General features: G+C 41.9%; 17 protein-coding genes. 9 read left to right on the top strand and 8 right to left on the bottom strand.

Features of this window, described 5'->3' with window-relative positions; genetic code table 11:
- Positions 1–2 precede the first annotated feature (2 nt).
- Complete coding sequence (queF, locus tag L3V77_RS03690; RefSeq protein WP_275135781.1) at positions 3–848, bottom strand: NADPH-dependent 7-cyano-7-deazaguanine reductase QueF; 846 nt, start codon at positions 846–848, stop codon at positions 3–5.
- An 84-nt stretch (positions 849–932) separates the two neighbouring features.
- Between queF and syd the strand changes: the two genes are divergently transcribed.
- Together syd and L3V77_RS03700 are read left to right on the top strand one after the other, a co-directional pair.
- Positions 933–1478, top strand: a complete 546-nt coding sequence (syd, locus tag L3V77_RS03695) for a SecY-interacting protein (RefSeq protein WP_275135782.1) — start codon at positions 933–935, stop codon at positions 1476–1478.
- Between the two features lie 4 nt (positions 1479–1482).
- Entirely contained in the window at positions 1483–2259 is a 777-nt protein-coding gene (locus tag L3V77_RS03700; RefSeq protein WP_275135783.1) for a Zn-ribbon-containing protein, read from the top strand.
- Between the two features lie 11 nt (positions 2260–2270).
- On the opposite strand, the gene L3V77_RS03705 is transcribed toward L3V77_RS03700, so the two are convergent.
- From L3V77_RS03705 to L3V77_RS03720, 4 genes are all read right to left on the bottom strand, one after another.
- Positions 2271–2714 carry a YaiI/YqxD family protein gene (locus L3V77_RS03705; RefSeq protein WP_275135784.1) on the bottom strand — a complete coding sequence of 148 codons (444 nt, stop codon included), beginning with the start codon at positions 2712–2714 and terminating at the stop codon, positions 2271–2273.
- Positions 2711–2992 carry a hypothetical protein gene (locus tag L3V77_RS03710; protein WP_275135785.1) on the bottom strand — a complete coding sequence of 94 codons (282 nt, stop codon included), beginning with the start codon at positions 2990–2992 and terminating at the stop codon, positions 2711–2713. Before L3V77_RS03710 ends, L3V77_RS03705 begins: the two co-directional genes overlap by 4 nt.
- A gap of 746 nt (positions 2993–3738) precedes the next feature.
- Positions 3739–4053 (bottom strand): DUF3301 domain-containing protein, encoded by a 315-nt coding sequence (locus L3V77_RS03715; protein ID WP_195702462.1) that lies wholly within the window; start codon positions 4051–4053, stop codon positions 3739–3741.
- A complete protein-coding gene (locus L3V77_RS03720) occupies positions 4053–5099 on the bottom strand; it encodes a DUF3549 family protein (RefSeq protein WP_275135786.1) in 1047 nt (348 codons plus the stop codon). The genes L3V77_RS03715 and L3V77_RS03720 overlap by 1 nt, the downstream gene beginning before the upstream one ends.
- Positions 5100–5180: 81 nt before the next feature.
- On the opposite strand from L3V77_RS03720, the gene L3V77_RS03725 reads away from it, so the two are divergent.
- Both L3V77_RS03725 and truC read left to right on the top strand, forming a co-directional pair.
- Entirely contained in the window at positions 5181–5492 is a 312-nt protein-coding gene (locus L3V77_RS03725; protein WP_275135787.1) for a YqcC family protein, read from the top strand.
- Positions 5492–6220, top strand: coding sequence for a tRNA pseudouridine(65) synthase TruC (gene truC, locus L3V77_RS03730; RefSeq protein WP_275135788.1), 729 nt, complete (start codon positions 5492–5494; stop codon positions 6218–6220). Before L3V77_RS03725 ends, truC begins: the two co-directional genes overlap by 1 nt.
- 43 nt (positions 6221–6263) lie before the next feature.
- Here the strand turns inward: truC and L3V77_RS03735 are convergent, their stop codons facing one another.
- Positions 6264–7253, bottom strand: coding sequence for a LacI family DNA-binding transcriptional regulator (locus tag L3V77_RS03735; protein WP_275135789.1), 990 nt, complete (start codon positions 7251–7253; stop codon positions 6264–6266).
- Between the two features lie 360 nt (positions 7254–7613).
- Here L3V77_RS03735 and L3V77_RS03740 point away from each other — a divergent pair, with 360 nt between their 5' ends.
- The 5 genes from L3V77_RS03740 to L3V77_RS03760 are packed head-to-tail and all read left to right on the top strand — an operon-like array spanning position 7614 to position 13416.
- Positions 7614–8669: a sugar phosphate isomerase/epimerase gene (locus L3V77_RS03740; protein WP_275135790.1), complete on the top strand. Its 1056-nt coding sequence runs from the start codon at positions 7614–7616 to the stop codon at positions 8667–8669.
- A gap of 13 nt (positions 8670–8682) precedes the next feature.
- On the top strand, positions 8683–9840 hold the full coding sequence (locus L3V77_RS03745) for a Gfo/Idh/MocA family oxidoreductase (protein WP_275135791.1): 1158 nt from the start codon (positions 8683–8685) through the stop codon (positions 9838–9840).
- Positions 9841–11385 (top strand): sugar ABC transporter ATP-binding protein, encoded by a 1545-nt coding sequence (locus tag L3V77_RS03750; protein ID WP_275135792.1) that lies wholly within the window; start codon positions 9841–9843, stop codon positions 11383–11385. It abuts the gene before it with no gap.
- A 14-nt stretch (positions 11386–11399) separates the two neighbouring features.
- Positions 11400–12404 carry an ABC transporter permease gene (locus L3V77_RS03755; protein WP_275135793.1) on the top strand — a complete coding sequence of 335 codons (1005 nt, stop codon included), beginning with the start codon at positions 11400–11402 and terminating at the stop codon, positions 12402–12404.
- A gap of 37 nt (positions 12405–12441) precedes the next feature.
- A complete protein-coding gene (locus tag L3V77_RS03760; RefSeq protein ID WP_275135794.1) occupies positions 12442–13416 on the top strand; it encodes a substrate-binding domain-containing protein in 975 nt (324 codons plus the stop codon).
- Positions 13417–13512: 96 nt separating this feature from the next.
- Here L3V77_RS03760 and L3V77_RS03765 read toward each other — a convergent pair whose 3' ends face one another.
- Together L3V77_RS03765 and glnD are read right to left on the bottom strand one after the other, a co-directional pair.
- On the bottom strand, positions 13513–13896 hold the full coding sequence (locus tag L3V77_RS03765) for a DUF3461 family protein (protein ID WP_195702471.1): 384 nt from the start codon (positions 13894–13896) through the stop codon (positions 13513–13515).
- 168 nt (positions 13897–14064) lie between these two features.
- Entirely contained in the window at positions 14065–16689 is a 2625-nt protein-coding gene (glnD, locus tag L3V77_RS03770; protein ID WP_275135795.1) for a bifunctional uridylyltransferase/uridylyl-removing protein GlnD, read from the bottom strand.
- Positions 16690–16838: the final 149 nt, after the last annotated feature.

Below are 16838 nucleotides of genomic sequence, written 5' to 3' on the forward strand. Positions count from 1 at the left end.
AGCTATTGGCGAGCTAATCTATGATTGTGTTGTGGTGCTGACGATTCTGACGAACGGTATGGGTTGATATCCAATCCACCTCGACGCGTATAACGTGCACATACTGTTAGATAATCTGGAGAGCAATATCGAGTAATATCCATAAAGATTCTTTCTACACACTGTTCGTGAAACTCATTGTGTTCTCTAAATGAGACGAGATACCTTAATAGTGCTTCTCTATCGATTCTTTTACCCGTGTATTTAACCTCTACGCTGCCCCAGTCTGGTTGATTGGTAATCAAGCAATTCGATTTTAAAAGATGACTGTGTAACGTTTCGGTTATCTGTTCGTTTGAAATAGACCCTTTTAAAAACTCAGGATTAAATTGATAGTCGGTCACTTCAATATCTTGATCATCAATACATTCCCCGTCCATAGTGTGAATGGGTTGATTTGCGAATGACGACAAAGGGTTGAGAACTACTTGAACCGTTTCACCTGCACAAGCTGACAGGTCTTTTTCTAGTGTTTCCGTTACCTTATCCCAATTTGCAAACGGTGTCTGATTGAAACTGTTTAAATAGAGTTTGAAGGACTTCGATTCGATGAGGTTCAAACTGGTCGCAGGAATAGAGACATCGCCTATGGCAACTTGTGGAAGTCCTTTGTTGTTAAGCCAAGATAGCTCATAGAGTGTCCATACGTCGCAACCCTTAAAAGGAAGGTCATTTGTCAGGTTGAGATCATCTCGATTTAGGCTTCTTGGGACTGGTTGCAGTAATGTAGAGTCATACTGTTGACGGTATTCTGTTTTTTGTCCAAGAGTTAAGCCAACAAGTTCTGCGGAATTTGAATATTTGCTCATACTAAAATGCATTTATCGATTAGAATAACTAAGATTCTACTTAATCGCGTATACGCTGTCATTAACTCAAGTCAAGGAGGCTACATGACACAACCTGTGGCGGATGCTTTGCATCACTTTTCTGTTCAGTATAAACAAGCCTGGCAAGATAAATATCAAACATTACCTATGAATGAAGAACTCGTCGGGTTGGTTTCTCCCTGTGTGGACAAAAACATGGGCGGTGCGGTTTATTGGCAGTCAGTTCAACGAGACGAAATGGCTGATTTTGCTAACGTGGAAAATGGCATTGAAATTGATTTACATGACGACATAAAAACATTTTATGGTTGTCAGTATAGTGCTGATATGGAGGCCAACTGGCAAGATAAGCCATTTACTCTGCTGCAAGTTTGGAGCGATGAAGATTATACTCGCTTACAAGAAAACATACTGGGTCATCTAGTGACACAAAGGCGACTGAAGTTGAAACCCACGGTATTTATTGGGGTGACTGACGCCGAATTGGACGTTATTTCTATCTGTAATATTAGCGGAAATGTCATATTGGAAAGATTGGGAACAGATAAGCGTGATGTCTTAGCGCAAACGGTGACTGAATTCTTGACTGACATTGTACCAGAGGTATAGCAAGATGATTGTTGCTGAATTACAGTTCGAATGCTTTGACAACACGACGGTTTCTGCGGTCGACAAAGGCGTAAATAGCCTGATGGAGGCGCTTCGGTATAACGGTCAGATCCTTGGGAGAGAGTTTCCTATCGTCATGGGTGATGGGGTGTTTTATGTAAGAGCTGTTTGTCCTGAAGAGGAGAGTCTTCATCCTGATAACCACTCTGATTACGTTAATGTTTGTATAAAGGCGTTATCTGAAGCGAGTCTGTTGTCCCCTAAGGTTCGCTTGGTAGGAAGAGATTTAAACTCTGAAGAGGCTGCAGAGCAAGAGACACCAAACTGGCAAGTCTTGTACACAACCTATGTTCATACCTGTTCTCCACTACGAAGTGGGGAGACGCTTTTACCCATCCCACTTTATAGAAACCCAGCAACGTTAAATGGCGATCACAAAGCGGTTATTAAATGGCAAACAGAATGGCAAGCCTGCGATGAATTGCAGATGGCAGGTGGTTGCAAGGCTGAACATGCCGCCCTTGCAGAAATTACCCAGACTAATAGTGATCTATTCCGTCGAGGGTGGGATATAAGAGGCCGTATTGAATATCTAACTCAAATTCCGACTTACTACTATCTGTACCGAGTTGGCGGTAAGGGGCTTAAAGAGGAAAGAGAAAGAAGGTGTCCGAAATGCGGGGGAGAGTGGCTTTTGGATAACCCATTGCATGATGTGTTTTATTTTAAATGCGACAAATGCCGCATTGTATCTAATATCAGCTGGGATCAATTGAAGTAGCGGATTTAAGACTATCGTTTCGCTAATACTCTATCCAAATGATTAGCGAATTCTCTTCGATCTGTTTGAGACAGCGCGCTTGGTCCGCCTGTTTGAATGCCACTAGAACGCATGGTATCCATAAAATCTCGAATATTTAATCGAGCCTTTATCGTTTCCTTGGTGTACAGCTCACCTCTGGGGCTAAGGGCAAGCGCACCTTTGGTGATGACTTCATCCGCCAAAGGAATATCTGAGGTAATGATTAGGTCACCTTTTTCTACAAGTCGAACAATTTCGTTGTCCGCCACATCAAATCCACTTTCTACCTGAATGGATTTGATGTTTACGCGCGTCGGTACCGGTACTCTATGGTTTGCCACAAATATGCATTCAACGCCGGTTCTTTCTGCGGCTCTAAATAGTGTTTCCCTAATAACTTTAGGGCAGGCATCAGCATCAACCCATATCTTCATTTTGTCGCCTCTAACTCGTTCAGCCTAGTAGTTAATAGAGCAACTTGATGTTCAAGATGTTCTATTCGCTTTTCTAAATCGAGATCCTTTTTTTCTGCAATTTCTATTTTAGGGATAGATTGATTGCCTTTCCAGCTTTTGATTACGGCGATAATCGCGGGCATGGGGATACTCGTTGTCAGTTGAGCTTTGACGAGAGCAATGGTTGGTTTTTTGCCTGAGGCATGAATTTTTTGCAATGCTTGTTCAAGCTCAGCAGATACGTCTTTGGTTAGCATTTAGAACTCCACTATTTCTTTATGTTTATATCCTACTTTGTCCTTCTTGAGTTATCTAGAGCTTACGGTCCATATGTTTCGTCAATCGTTCTAAGTATTATTAGAGAACATGGTCATTTGTATCGATGACATCTCGTGGATTGAGAATATCTAATCAAGAAGTTACTTGTAAGAGATCTCTTACAAATGTGTAAGAGAAGTCGATAATACCTATAGTTATTGGTGTCCTTTTTGTTGTTAACTTGTTGTTTTTTTTAAGTATTTTATTTTGTTTTTATCGTTTCTGTAGAAAGAATACTACTGTAAGTGACTTGTTCGAAATCCTAAAGATAGTAATCTTGTCTGCGTCAACAGGACGTTGACAAAGGATTTAGGAATAGCCAAGGGTTTGGTTATCTTCAGGAAGAAGTGAGATTACTAGGATAGTAATCTAAAAGGACAAAGGACATTGCAGGATGCAACGTTAGTAGGATGCTAGCGGCAAGGATTTGCGATGGAACACCTGAAAGGATCAGGCAGGGAACGGCATCAGGATGATGTAAAGGACACCGCTCAAGGAACAAGTGATGTTTGCTAACGAGGAACGTTAGTAGTTTGGATGACTAGGACACTGCTAGGATGGCGATGTAAAGGATAAGCTGACGGATTCAGCACTATTATGGATGATGCATGGAGCATATTTGGTAGCTGGATTGCTGCAAGTAAGATCATAGCCCCGATACGAAAGTATTGGGGCTTTTCTTTTTTTATAAAATGGAATCTCCCATCCGGTAAGGTGGGATATTGAAACGTACTGGTCTAAACCCTCGCATAATGACATTCGCTTGATAACAGTCATCGCCTAAGGCAGAAAATTCAAATTGATAAGCGGTATGCCATTTTAGTTTCCCTTCTGGTGTTTTTATTCTATGAGAACCAAATGAAACACTTAAAAGTTGTAAATCGAGTTGATCGCATCGTTTAGCAATCGCGGCTTTTGCCAATTCAGACTGTCTTCGTTGTTGCCAGAATAGAAAACAACCAAAACCCAGTCCAATTATTGCCAATAGATCACTAATCATTATTTCGCCTTCGCTTTGGTGGATTGCTGTAAGCTAACGAGAGCAGTGGCTAGTTCGTCTGAAGGATGGCTATGGAGTAGTGGTAAAAGCACTGAGCGAAGCGCTGGTTGCATGACGAGATCTGCAAACAATTGATTAAATAATTTTTGATTGCCAGTTTGTGCCAACCTTAGGAGATATTGTTCTGCAATTTTTGGGTCTTCCAGTGCATGCCAAGATCGACCGGCAATACCAACCAGTATCTCTTGATGACTTAACAGTGGGCGGAGTAGTATCTCGCTGACAAGTGTTCTCAATTGCGTTGAATGCGCGCCTGATAGGGCTCTAACGTATGCCGACACCAAAAATAAATCTGGGTTGCTAAGGGCGCACTCTTTTTGAGCGAGTTCTAAAAGTATGTTGGACAGCTTTTCAGAAAGGTTGGTGTGTTCTAATACGCCCAGTAATGCGTACTTTGGTTCACTGGGAATATGGCGCAATGATTTTCGAATAATGACGCCATTCTGTTCTTGGTGAATTCGAGCACAGATATCAGCAATACCTTGTAAGCCAACGGTCTGCCATTTATCCCAACCTAATCCCCCGTTAAAATAGTGCTGAGCATGCTCATAGTATTGACTCGTTTGCATGTCTAAAAGGGCGCGGATCTGGCTGTGAAAGACAGCCATTTTATCTTCGGAAGGTTTGAATGTGTAAGGGTTATTCGCCAGTTTTTGCTCTTGTTGCTCATCCAGTTTTCCTCCTAATCTTGTTCCCATTGCTTCAATAACATATTTTATGAAGTGACCAATATCTGATTGCTTCAACAAACCTCTTTCATCAAGGGGGAACTTTAGAAACCAGATCCAAGGCTGTTTTTCTTTATTCCAATAGGCAATAGCGACATGAGCTTGTCGTTGTAGTGGATATGGGTAAGGTTGTTGACCTAGTTCAACATTAGAAAATAACGTATTCTCAACCGATAGGATGCGTCTCCCTAAATCAAAAATTTTGTATTCACAATCACTATTTTGTAGCAGTTGAGTTAGGGTCTGAATGTTTTCCATTTCGTTAATTACTCTATTGGTCTTTGGTTAATAAATGGTACTCTTACCGAAAATTTCAAGGTGGCAACGTGCAATATTCTTATGACTGACGATCTTCCTCTATTTACTCTCCTGCGAGAAACCGAAATCTGCTTACAAAGACTGTGCCTTTGGGACAGTGAAGAACCGGAAGAAAGTGCACTACAGAGTAAAGAACCTTTTGCGTTGGACACATTAGAACCTGAACAATGGTTGCAATGGATATTCATCCCGAAAATGAGAGAGATGTTAGAGCAGCAGCGCGTTCCAAGTGGTTTTGCTATTTCGCCTTATTTTGAAGAGGTTTGGAAAATGGAGACCAAGACATTGGAATTGATAACGCTATTGCACAGGATTGATGAGGAGTGTCAATAATGCTCGAGATTCTCTTTCAGGATGAGTACATCATTGCGGTAAACAAACCTGCAGGCATGCTTGTTCATCGCTCTTGGTTGGATAAGTATGAAACTCAATTTGTAATGCAAACATTACGAGATCAAATAGGTCAGCATGTGTTCCCACTGCATCGGTTAGATAGGCCGACTTCTGGTGTATTGGTTTTTGCTTTATCAAGTGAAGTTGCATCAGAAATGATGCCTTTGTTTGCCAATCATGAAATGAAAAAAACCTATCATGCGATTGTTCGAGGATGGATAGAAGAAGGCGATACGCTTGATTATCCACTGAAACAAGAGTTGGATAAAATTGCGGACAAATTCGCTAAAACAGATAAAGAACCGCAAGAAGCGGTTACCGATTATCTTCCGTTATCTGAAGTTGAAGTACCATACTCGACGGGTCGTTTTTCTACGAGCCGATATTGCCTTGTTGAATTGAAACCTCATACGGGTCGTAAACATCAGCTGCGTCGTCATATGGCGCATCTACGGCACCCTATTGTCGGGGATACGTCACATGGTGATGGTAAACATAATCGATTGTTTCGCGAAAACTATCAGGCTCATCGACTATTTCTACACGCAACGGAACTGCAGTTTGTTCACCCTTACACCCATTCTGATATCTGCATTAAAGCGAACTTCGATGATTGTTGGCTAAGGCTAATGGCGGAATTTGAGTGGAAACACGTGTTAACGAGTTAGCACTCAGGGTACGTTACCTAGTTGATTTTGTCGTTATAGTCATTTATTTAGCCGCGATAGTTGAGCTGCTTCTTACGATAAGTTGTGTTGGTATGACGCTGTCTTGCGGGACTTTTTCGCCCTTAAGAATCTTTGTAAGAACTTGCATGGCGGTTTCGCCTAATTGTTTTTGAGGTTGGCGAATCGTGGTTAATTGAGGGGTCGTGTACTGCGCAAACAATAAGTCATCAAAGCCGACAATTGAAAGTTGTTTTGGAACGTCGATACCCATCTCTATCGCTGCACGCATAGCACCTAGTGCCATCATATCGTTAAAACAAAAAAGTGCCGTCATTTCGTATTGGACAGCGAGCCTTTGAAAGGCGGCGTAACCAGAATGAAAACTAAAATCTCCAGATTCAAACGCGTTGTCGTTGATGTCAATATTGGCGTTGCTCTCTGCTTTTATATAGCCTTGCTTTCGGTCACTACAGATCGGGTTTCCCATTGGACCAGTGATGCAACCAATTCTTGTATGACCGAGTTCAATTAGGTATTCCGTTGCTCTTTTGGCAGAGTCAAAATTGTCTACGCGGACGGTTGGGATAAGGAAACCACTAAAATATTCGCAGGCCATGACAATCGGAATGTTGGCCCCTTTCTGAATGTCACTTGGAAGCTCCGATGTTAAACTGATGATACCATCGGCTTGTTTTGTTCGAACCAAATCAATGTATTCTTTTGCCTGTTGCACAGTATGAACAGAGTCACCGAGAAGAACTTTATAGCCTTCTTGTTGGGCAACCAATTGTATCCCTTTGACGATATCAGCAAAAAACATATTGGCGATATCAGGTAAAATGACAACCACAGTTTTCGATTCGCTTTTACGCAAATTTCTGGCAATGGCATTCGGTGTAAAACCGCATTCAGCTATCGCTAATTCCACTTTTTTACGATTTTTCGCCGACACTTTTTCTGGTGCTGCCATCGCTCTAGAAACGGTCGCGGTGGAGACGCCAGCCAGCTTCGCTACATCTTTTATTGTGGGCATATTTTCACCTGAATGACTACCTATTTTACGTGACAGGATACTGGACGATTGCAATTGTAACGGATTACAATTTTATGAAAATTAGTTTTCTATTTATGAAAAAGATTAATTGTATATCAGGTCAAATATCTTGTTGTAAAAGTGTTCGTTTTTTCAATATTCATCACATTATCATCCTACTTAGACTAATAATTGTCTAGTTATTAGACTATATTTGAATTCATGCACAAAAATGATGCGTTGGATATAATTGGTTTTGACACTGGATTATTAAGATATTCAACGCATTTTTATTAAGTTTTTTTTGTAATCGATTACAAAAAATGCGTTTTAACTCGCATTGTTAGGTAAGGGAATATTATGAAAGCTATTAAAGGTCCAGCACTGTTTCTTGCGCAGTTTGTAGGGGATGAAGCACCATTTAATTCGTTAGAAAACATGGTGAGATGGGCGGCAAGTATAGGCTATAAGGGGGTCCAAATCCCTACATGGGACGGACGATTATTTGATCTGGAAAAAGCGGCAGTAGATGTCGAATATTGTCGTCAACTTAAAACCATGGTTGCCTCATATGGTGTTGAAATTACCGAACTAAGTACTCACCTACAAGGGCAACTGGTTGCAGTTCATCCTGCCTATGATGAGATGTTTGACGGTTTTGCTCCTCCTGAAGTTCATAAAAATCCAAGCGCAAGACAAGAGTGGGCAGTAAATCAATTAATGCTTTCTGCTAAAGCGTCTAAAAATTTAGGGTTGACCGCACATGCTACTTTTTCGGGTGCACTTTTATGGCCATTTATGTATCCATGGCCACAGCGACCAGCAGGGTTGGTCGAGGCAGGATTCGCCGAATTGGGTAAGCGCTGGAGACCTATCTTGGATGCGTTCGATGAAGCTGGTGTCGATGTATGTTACGAAATCCACCCAGGTGAAGATTTACATGACGGTATTACATTCGAAATGTTTTTAGCCGAAGTGGGTAACCACCCAAGAGCCAATATTCTGTATGACCCGAGCCACTTTGTTCTTCAACAGCTTGATTATCTCGATTTCATTGACAGATACCACGATCGTATTCGTATGTTCCATGTCAAGGATGCGGAATTTAATCCTACTGGGCAGCAGGGCGTTTACGGAGGCTATCAAGGGTGGGTGGAAAGAGCGGCTCGATTCCGCTCTCTCGGTGACGGTCAGGTTAACTTTAAAGGTATTTTTTCCAAACTGTCTCAGTATAACTTCGATGGATGGGCCGTCGTTGAGTGGGAATGTTGTTTGAAGCATCCAGAATCAGGTGCAGCGGAAGGAGCAAGGTTTGTTTCAGAAAATATCATTAAAGTAACAGACAAGGCCTTCGATGATTTTGCAGACGCGGCGACCGATGATTCGGCAAATTTACGCATACTTGGATTGAGCTAAAGGAGACGAGGTAATGGAGAAGATTAGACTCGGTATGGTAGGCGGCGGTATTGGGGCATTTATAGGTGCTGTACATAGAATTGCCTCTCGAATTGATGGTCGTTATGAGTTGGTGGCTGGTGCATTAAGTGCCGATCCTGCAAGGGCAACAGAGTCTGGAATAGAACTCGGGCTTTCGCCTGAACGCATTTACAGTGATTTTCATGAAATGGCAAAAAGAGAGGCGGCTCGAGATGATGGAATAGATGTTGTGTCTATTGTAACGCCTAATCATATGCACTTTCCGGTCGCGAAGGCATTTCTTGATGCAGGCATTCATGTTATTTGCGATAAACCCTTAACCTCAGATCTCGCCGATGCATACAAGCTACAAGAGATAGCCAGAAAGAACGGGCAGTTGTTTGTACTTACACATAACTATACTGGCTATCCTTTAGTTCGTCAGGCGAAACAGATGATAGCCGATGGCCAATTAGGCAAACTTCGGGTTATTCAAGTGGAGTATCCACAAGATTGGATGAGCACAGATACCGAACATTCAGGCAATAAACAAGCAGAGTGGCGAACGGATCCCCAACGATCTGGTCCGGCTGGTTGCCTTGGTGATATTGGAACACATGCTTACAACTTAGTGCGGTTTGTCAGTGGTCTAAAATTGGAGCAGGTGAGTGCAGAGTTAACCACGTTTGTTGATGGTCGTCAGTTGGATGATAACGTCAGTGCAATGCTGAGGTTTGAACAGAACGTGAAAGGAATGTTATGGAGTAGTCAGGTTGCTCCGGGTAATGAAAATGGTCTGAGAATTCGTGTTTACGGAGAGAAAGGGGGGCTGGAATGGTCACAAGAAAACCCAAATCAATTGGTGTTTAACTTGTTAGGCCAAGCGGTTCAAATTTTGACACGAGCGGGTAACGGTTATTTGGAGACGGCACCGTATTTAACAAGAACGCCAGGCGGACATCCAGAAGGTTACTTAGAGGGCTTTGCCAATCTCTATTATGAAGCGGCGGATTGCATTGTAAAAGTGAAAGCAGGTGAATCAGCAGAGCAAGTGTTGAGTAAAAGCCTCCTGCCTCAATTGAAAGATGGTGTTGATGGGATGCGTTTTATCAGTGCTGTTATTGCGTCATCTGAGCAGAACAGTAATTGGATTTCGATCGAGGACTTCTAAATGGACAGACATGTAGACGAACCACTTTTACGCTTAGATTCAATCAAGAAGGATTTCTCTGGAGTACAAGTGCTTCATGGTATCAGCATTGATATTGTGGCTGGAGAGGTTCTTGGAATACTGGGTGAGAACGGAGCGGGTAAGTCTACATTGCTCAAAATCATTAATGGGATCTACCACGCGAGCAGTGGAACGATTTCGATTGATGGTTCACAAGTGGAGATTCGTTCTCCATCTGATGCTAAGAAACACGGAATCGCGATGATCCCTCAGGAGTTTAATTTAGTCGCTAGCTTGAATGTGTTTGAAAATATTTTTTTGGGACAAGAAATAAAAAAAGGCACGTTATTAGATAAATATTCTATGCGTCAACGAACGGTCGAACTCCTATCAATGCTCGATACAGAGCTTAATCCAGACGCGCTCATAGAAGATCTTAGCGTCGCTGAAAAGCAGATGGTTGAAATTGCGAAGGCGTTGGTTTATGACGCTCGAATACTCATTATGGATGAACCGACGACCGTGCTAACCAGCTTAGAAGTGGATGTTTTGTTTACTTTAATTGATAAGTTGAAAGCCCAAGGTGTCACCGTTCTATTTATTTCTCACAAACTAAAAGAAGTGAAAAGATTATGTGATCGATTAATGATTCTTAGAGATGGAAATTTAGTGTCTCTTGATAATGTGTCTGAGATAAATGAGCAAGATATGGCGACCAAAATGGTTGGGCGGGAACTGAACCAAATTTTTCCTAAAAAATCGATATCAACGAAAGAAGTCGCGTTGAAGGTGTCGAATTTATCGCTTAAAGGGATGGTTGAAAGCATCGATTTTCATGTTCATAAAGGTGAAGTTCTTGGCTTTGCTGGACTGGTTGGTAGTGGTCGAACAGAAGTTGCCGAAGCGGTAATGGGAATAAGAAAAAAACAATCTGGACAGATAGAGGTATTTGGAGAGTTAGTCGATATTCATGATATTAAGCAGGCGGTTCAAAAAGGGCTTGCCTATCTAAGTGAAGATCGTCAAGGACGGGGTTTAGTCATGGGTTTTGATCTTACAGAGAACATCAGTTTAGTTTCTCTTTCGCGCTATACCAAAGGGTTAATTAGACACAAATTAGCCCGAACTAAAACTGAGCAATATGTTTCTCAGTTTGATATTAAAGCCGCGTCATTGGATACCGAATTGCAATACCTAAGCGGTGGAAATCAACAGAAAGTTTATCTGTCGAAATGGATGGATACCGAACCGAAAATCCTTATTTTGGATGAACCGACAAGGGGGGTAGATGTAAATACTAAGAAAGATATCTACCACTTTATTCAAAACTTAACGGAGCAAGGACTTGCCGTGATTGTTATCTCGTCTGAAATGGAAGAACTGATAGGGCTGGCGCATAGAGTCATGGTTATGCGAGAGGGTAAATTGCAAGGAGAGTTAGAAAAAGAAGCGATTACAGAACAACAAATAATGTTATTGGCGGCAGGATTGCAAGCCGAAAAGACCGAGACCCAACACACACCTTCTGAGAAAGTGAGCGCATGAGTGAGGCCGCAGATATGAATAATAAAACCCTAGCGAGTAATCAAACAGAAGACAGAGTTCCGACCGCAGAGGCATCGTGGCTAAGTAAACTCAATTTTGGCAGCCTTGCTCCATTGATTGCTTTATTTGTATTGGTCATATTATCGGCTATTGCGAGTGAACACTTTCTTATTCCAAGAAATATAACGAATGTCTTGAGGCAGGTTTCTTATACTGGAATTATCGCGTTAGGAATGACCTTCGTGATTATTGCTGGTGGCATTGACTTGTCTGTCGGGTCAATGCTCGCCCTTGTTGGCGTGTTAGTTATTATGCTGCTCAATTATCTAGGCGATGGCTGGAGCGCTGTTGGCATTGCCATCATAGGGGCGATGGTTTTAGGTGCATTCTTTGGTGCAATTAATGGTTTTTTGACAACCAAGGGGAAAATAGCCTCCTTTGTTGCCACATTGGCAACCATGTCGGTATATCGTTCTCTCACATTGTATGTAAGTGACGCAGGTGAAGCGGTCTCCAATAATCAACACTACCCAGACGTTGGAACAGGATACTTTTTGGGTCTTCCTGTTCCGGTATGGGTGTTTTTTATCCTCGCAATATTAGGTCATATTTTGTTAAAGCATACGGCATTCGGTCGTCATGTTTGCGCCGTGGGTTCTAACCCGAAAGTGGCTGCATATTCAGCTATCAATGTTGAACGAATCTATTTTCTCACCTTTGTCATCCTAGGGTTTGCCGTCGGTATCTCAGCGGTAATGCTGTCATCTCGGCTTAACTCGGTCAGTCCTGGAGACGCGGGTCTATTTTATGAACTGGATGCGATTGCTGCTGTGGTTATCGGTGGTACATCCTTATCAGGAGGAAAAGGGTCCCTTTGGGGAACCGTTGTTGGTGCCATTATTTTGGGCATCATTAATAACATGCTTAATTTACTAGGGGTTAGCCCCTACCTACAAGGAACAGTGAAAGGCTTAGTAATACTGATTGCAGTGTTGATGCAATTTAAGCGGACAAGTTGAGCCAGACACTATTATTAAGAACAAAGGAGAACTACTAATGCAACTCATAAGAAAAATTGCTCAGTTGAGTCTTGGTATAGCACTTGTTGCTATTTTAGGTACGTCACAAGCCTTTGCAAAAACCTACAAAGTTGGTGTTTCAGTACCTTCAGCAGACCATGGTTGGACAGCTGGATTGTTGTGGTGGGCAGAAAAAGCAGTCGCGGATCTTAAGGAAACAGAAAAAGATTTTGAATTCTATGTCGTTGCGGCGAGTTCTGGATCCAAACAGGTAGGTGATGTTGAAGATCTAATGATACGTGGTATTGATGCACTGGTTATTTTACCTCATAACCCAGCGACCTTACAGAAGGTTATAGAAGAGGCTTATGACAGCGGCATTTATACGGTTGTTGTAGACAGAGAACTCGCTCATCCAGCTCAAAACGTGTTCATTGCAGGGGATAATGCCGGTCTCGGTAGTGTGAGTGGAAAATGGTTAGCGGAAGAGATGGATGGCAAAGGTAAGGTTGTTGTCATCGAAGGTATGTCGATTCCAATTAACAAGCAACGTGTCGATGCGTTCAATGCTGAAATCGCCAAACATAAAGGTATGGAGATTTTAGACAGCCAGCCAGCCGATTGGTCAACGCAAAAAGCCTTAGCCGTGATGGAAAATATGCTACAACGTCACTCTCGTATTGATGCAGTTTGGTGCCAAGATGACGATATGCTTAAAGGCATTATGCAAGCAATTAAAGAGTCTGGTCGTACTGAAATTAAAACAGTACTGGGTGGCGCAGGGTCTAAAGACATCATGAAAATGGTTATGGATGGAGACAAAGTGGTAAGGGCTACGGTTACCTATCCACCGAGCATGGTTGCTTCTGGTGTCGCATTAGCGGTTACGGGCTTAAAAGGTGAAAAATTAGGTAAGATGTATCACACCGTTCCTTCTCGAGTGATACTTGCGGCTGAACTTGTCGATAAGAGCAATGTAGATGATTTCTATATGCCAAGCGCAGCATACTAAATTAGTTATTTTTACGTCTACATAGGTTCAATGATTTGATGTATAAAAAAATGGCCCAGACTGATTGTCTGGGCCATTTTCTATAAGGTTTCTTTGCTACTTGAGTTTTTCTAAGTCAGATTCAATTTCGTGAATCTTGCTAGATACCACTTTTTCTAAATGACGGAGATCGGATAGAATTTTTTCTTTAAGATCTTTTCCATTGAGTTTCGCAGGTCTTGTTAATTGATTGAGCTCATCAATGACAAGTGTCAGGTTGCGGTTGATCTCTGTGACTTCTTTATATTGATGGGTTCCACCATCAACCAAAACATTTTTTATCTGTCTTGGGTATTTAAATTTCACACTCTTCGCAAACAGTTCTCCTTTTTGTTTGTGAAAATAAATTTTTAACACATCCTTGTGAGCTTCTTGGCGTAGTGAATAGCGCTCTATTTGCTTAGGATCATGAATCCCTAAACCAGTAAGGTTTGGATACATAGCTTACCTCTTGAATTATTGTGTCAAATATAGTGTGTGATTATTAATTAACTGAATTAATTAATATAACTTTAGCAGTGTAAAAGCTTAGTAGATAGATGATTTTTGTCGAGTAGAAAAGAGTTGTGGACGAGATCGCGTTCTGCTCTCTCGTCATGGTTTTTTATGCTACCTATCTGCTAGTTCTGAAACATTTTTCACTAACATACTTCTTAGTTCTGCCTGTTCGTGATCTAACAGTGATTTACCAGTAGAAGAGGTGATAATAAACAAGTCTTGTGCTCGTTCACCAAAGGTGGTTATTTTTGCACCGTGGAGATGTATGTCCAGTTGAGAAAAGGATTCACCCACTGTTGCTAGAAGACCTGGAAAATCTAAGGCTACAAACTCCATCAGTGTCCTTTTTCCCGTTTTAGTAGGGATAAAATCAACCTGAGTTTTTACATTGAAGTGTTGGAGTTGCCTCGGCGCACGCCTCACTCGAACTTTCTTTGGACCGGTATGTTTTAGAGTCTCAGTTAAACGAGTAATCAAGGTATCTTGGAACTCTTCTTTTATAGGATCGCCATTTTGGTCGAGGACCATAAACGTATCGAGTATATACCCATCTTTGCTACTCATAACCTGAGCATCATGGACATTGAGGTTACAGCGATCTATTTCAGCCACAACGCTAGCGAACAGTGCGGGCTGATCTTTAGAGTAAACAAAGATCTCTGTACCTCCACGTGTTGCTTTTTTGCTAACCAGTATAAGAGGTTGTTCCACATCACTATGTCGTAATAAATGGATGCAATGCCAAGCGATTTGTTTATGAGTATGCCTTAAGAAATAATCTGCTTTAAATCGTTGCCATAGCAGTTCGATCTCTCTAGCAGAAAAACCTTCCTTTCTTAATAGGGCTGATGATAATTGTTGGTTGTGACGAATTCTATCGCGAACATCGACTGGATTTTCAAGCCCTCTACGAAGCGCTCGTTGTGTAGAATGATACAGCTCTGCTAATAGCGTTCGTTTCCAACTGTTCCACAGCTCAGGGTTGGTGGCACATATATCAGAAACGGTCAGGCAAACTAAATAATCAAGGTACTCTTCATCACGTACTGTTTTAGCAAATTCAGCGATAACATCGGGATCATAGATATCACGTCGTTGAGCGGTTACAGACATCAGCAAATGGTTTTTCACTAACCACGAGACGAGCTTGGCTTCTGGTTTCGATAACCCATGTTCTATACAAAATGCGTAAGCTTCAACAGCACCAATTTCAGAATGATTCCCTCCGCGGCCTTTACCTATGTCGTGGAAAATGGCGGCAAGGATAAGCAATTCTTTTTTCTGCATCCTCGGGTACACTTCGCAACAAATGGGGTGTTTATTGTGGTTTTCTATATGGCTAAAGGCATGGATGTTTTTGAGCAATCGCATGCTGTGTTCATCCACGGTGTAAACGTGGAAGAGATCAAACTGCATTTGACCAACTATTTGACTCCACTGAGGGATATAGGCTGCGATAACGCCGAGTTTATGCATCAATGGAAAGGCGCGGGACAGTGAATTTGGGTGGCGACATAAAGCGAGAAATTTTTCCCTCGCTTCCGGTATGGTATGAAGAAATTTATTGAGACGACGCCTAGCAGTCCTAAGTTGACGAAGTGTTGCAGGTGCGACGCTGTCTATGCTTGAGTCGTTAGCGATATGAATGAACATATCTAATATGGTTTCGGGTCTTGCCTGGAAAAGTGCAGGTTTTTTTGCCTCAATAAGCGCGCCTCTACGCTGAAAATCATCGTCAAGATCTTCTGCCGGTAACTCTTCACCGTCATTGATAATCGCTTGCTCAAAAAGCTTAATAAGCATCTTGTTTAATTCGGCAACACGTCTTAGTGTTCGATAGAACTCTTTCATCATCATTTCAACAGGGATGTTGTATTCCCCAGTAAAACCTAGATGTAGGGCGACCTGTGCCTGATGCGCAAATGTAAGTCGGTTGTCGTAGCGTTTTAATTCCATATGAAGGGCAAACCGAACTCGCCAAAGATAATCTTGGCACTCGACTAATTCTCGATATTCTGCGTCGGTAAGAAAGCCGTATTTGCTCATCTCTAGCAAAGACGTTGCACCAAAATGCCGTCTTGCTATCCAACTTAAGGTATGGATATCTCGCAGGCCACCTGGGCTCGATTTTATATCAGGTTCAAGGTTATAGGTCGTATCGTGGTAGCGGGCATGTCTCTCTTTTTGCTCGGTTATCTTTTGTTGGCAGAAATCCACGCTGGGCCAAAAACTTTCTGATAAGACAAGCAATTTAAGTTTTATGAAGGCCTCTTCACTACCGCAAAGAAGGCGAGCTTCCTGCAAGTTAGTCGCGACAGTAAGGTCGCCACTGCCTACCTCTGAACATTCCTTTATGGTTCGTACTGCGTGACCAACCTCTAACTTTAAATCCCATAACAAGGTAATGAATTCACTGACCTTTGCGCCCAATTCTGTGGTTAATGGTTTGTCAGAAAGTATGAGAATGTCGATATCTGATAAAGGATGTAATTCACTTCTTCCATAACCACCAACCGCAATTAAACAGAGGTTTTCAACATCTGAAAACTGGTAATAATGCCATAACCTTTGTAATAACTGGTCCATATATTCTGAACGGGCGAAGACCAAATCAGTGACAGGTCGATGCTTAAGAAATTGGTCATTTTGATAATGTGATAATTTGTCGAGCTGATTCTTAATGTCCGTAGGGTTGAGTTGAGAATCGTCGAATTTTAGTGGAGATAAATTGGGCATTCCTTGCCGTCCGTGCTTGAAACCAATATTGAGACCAATGTAACAGTAGATAAAGGCATTGGAAAGGTCTGTCGAGGTCACTTATCTACGAACTCTAAGCGATAATAAATCTGAAATGTAGCGACAGCTAAAGAATAGGCGAGGATCAA

Source organism: Vibrio sp. DW001, assembly GCF_029016285.1.
GTDB lineage: Bacteria > Pseudomonadota > Gammaproteobacteria > Enterobacterales > Vibrionaceae > Vibrio.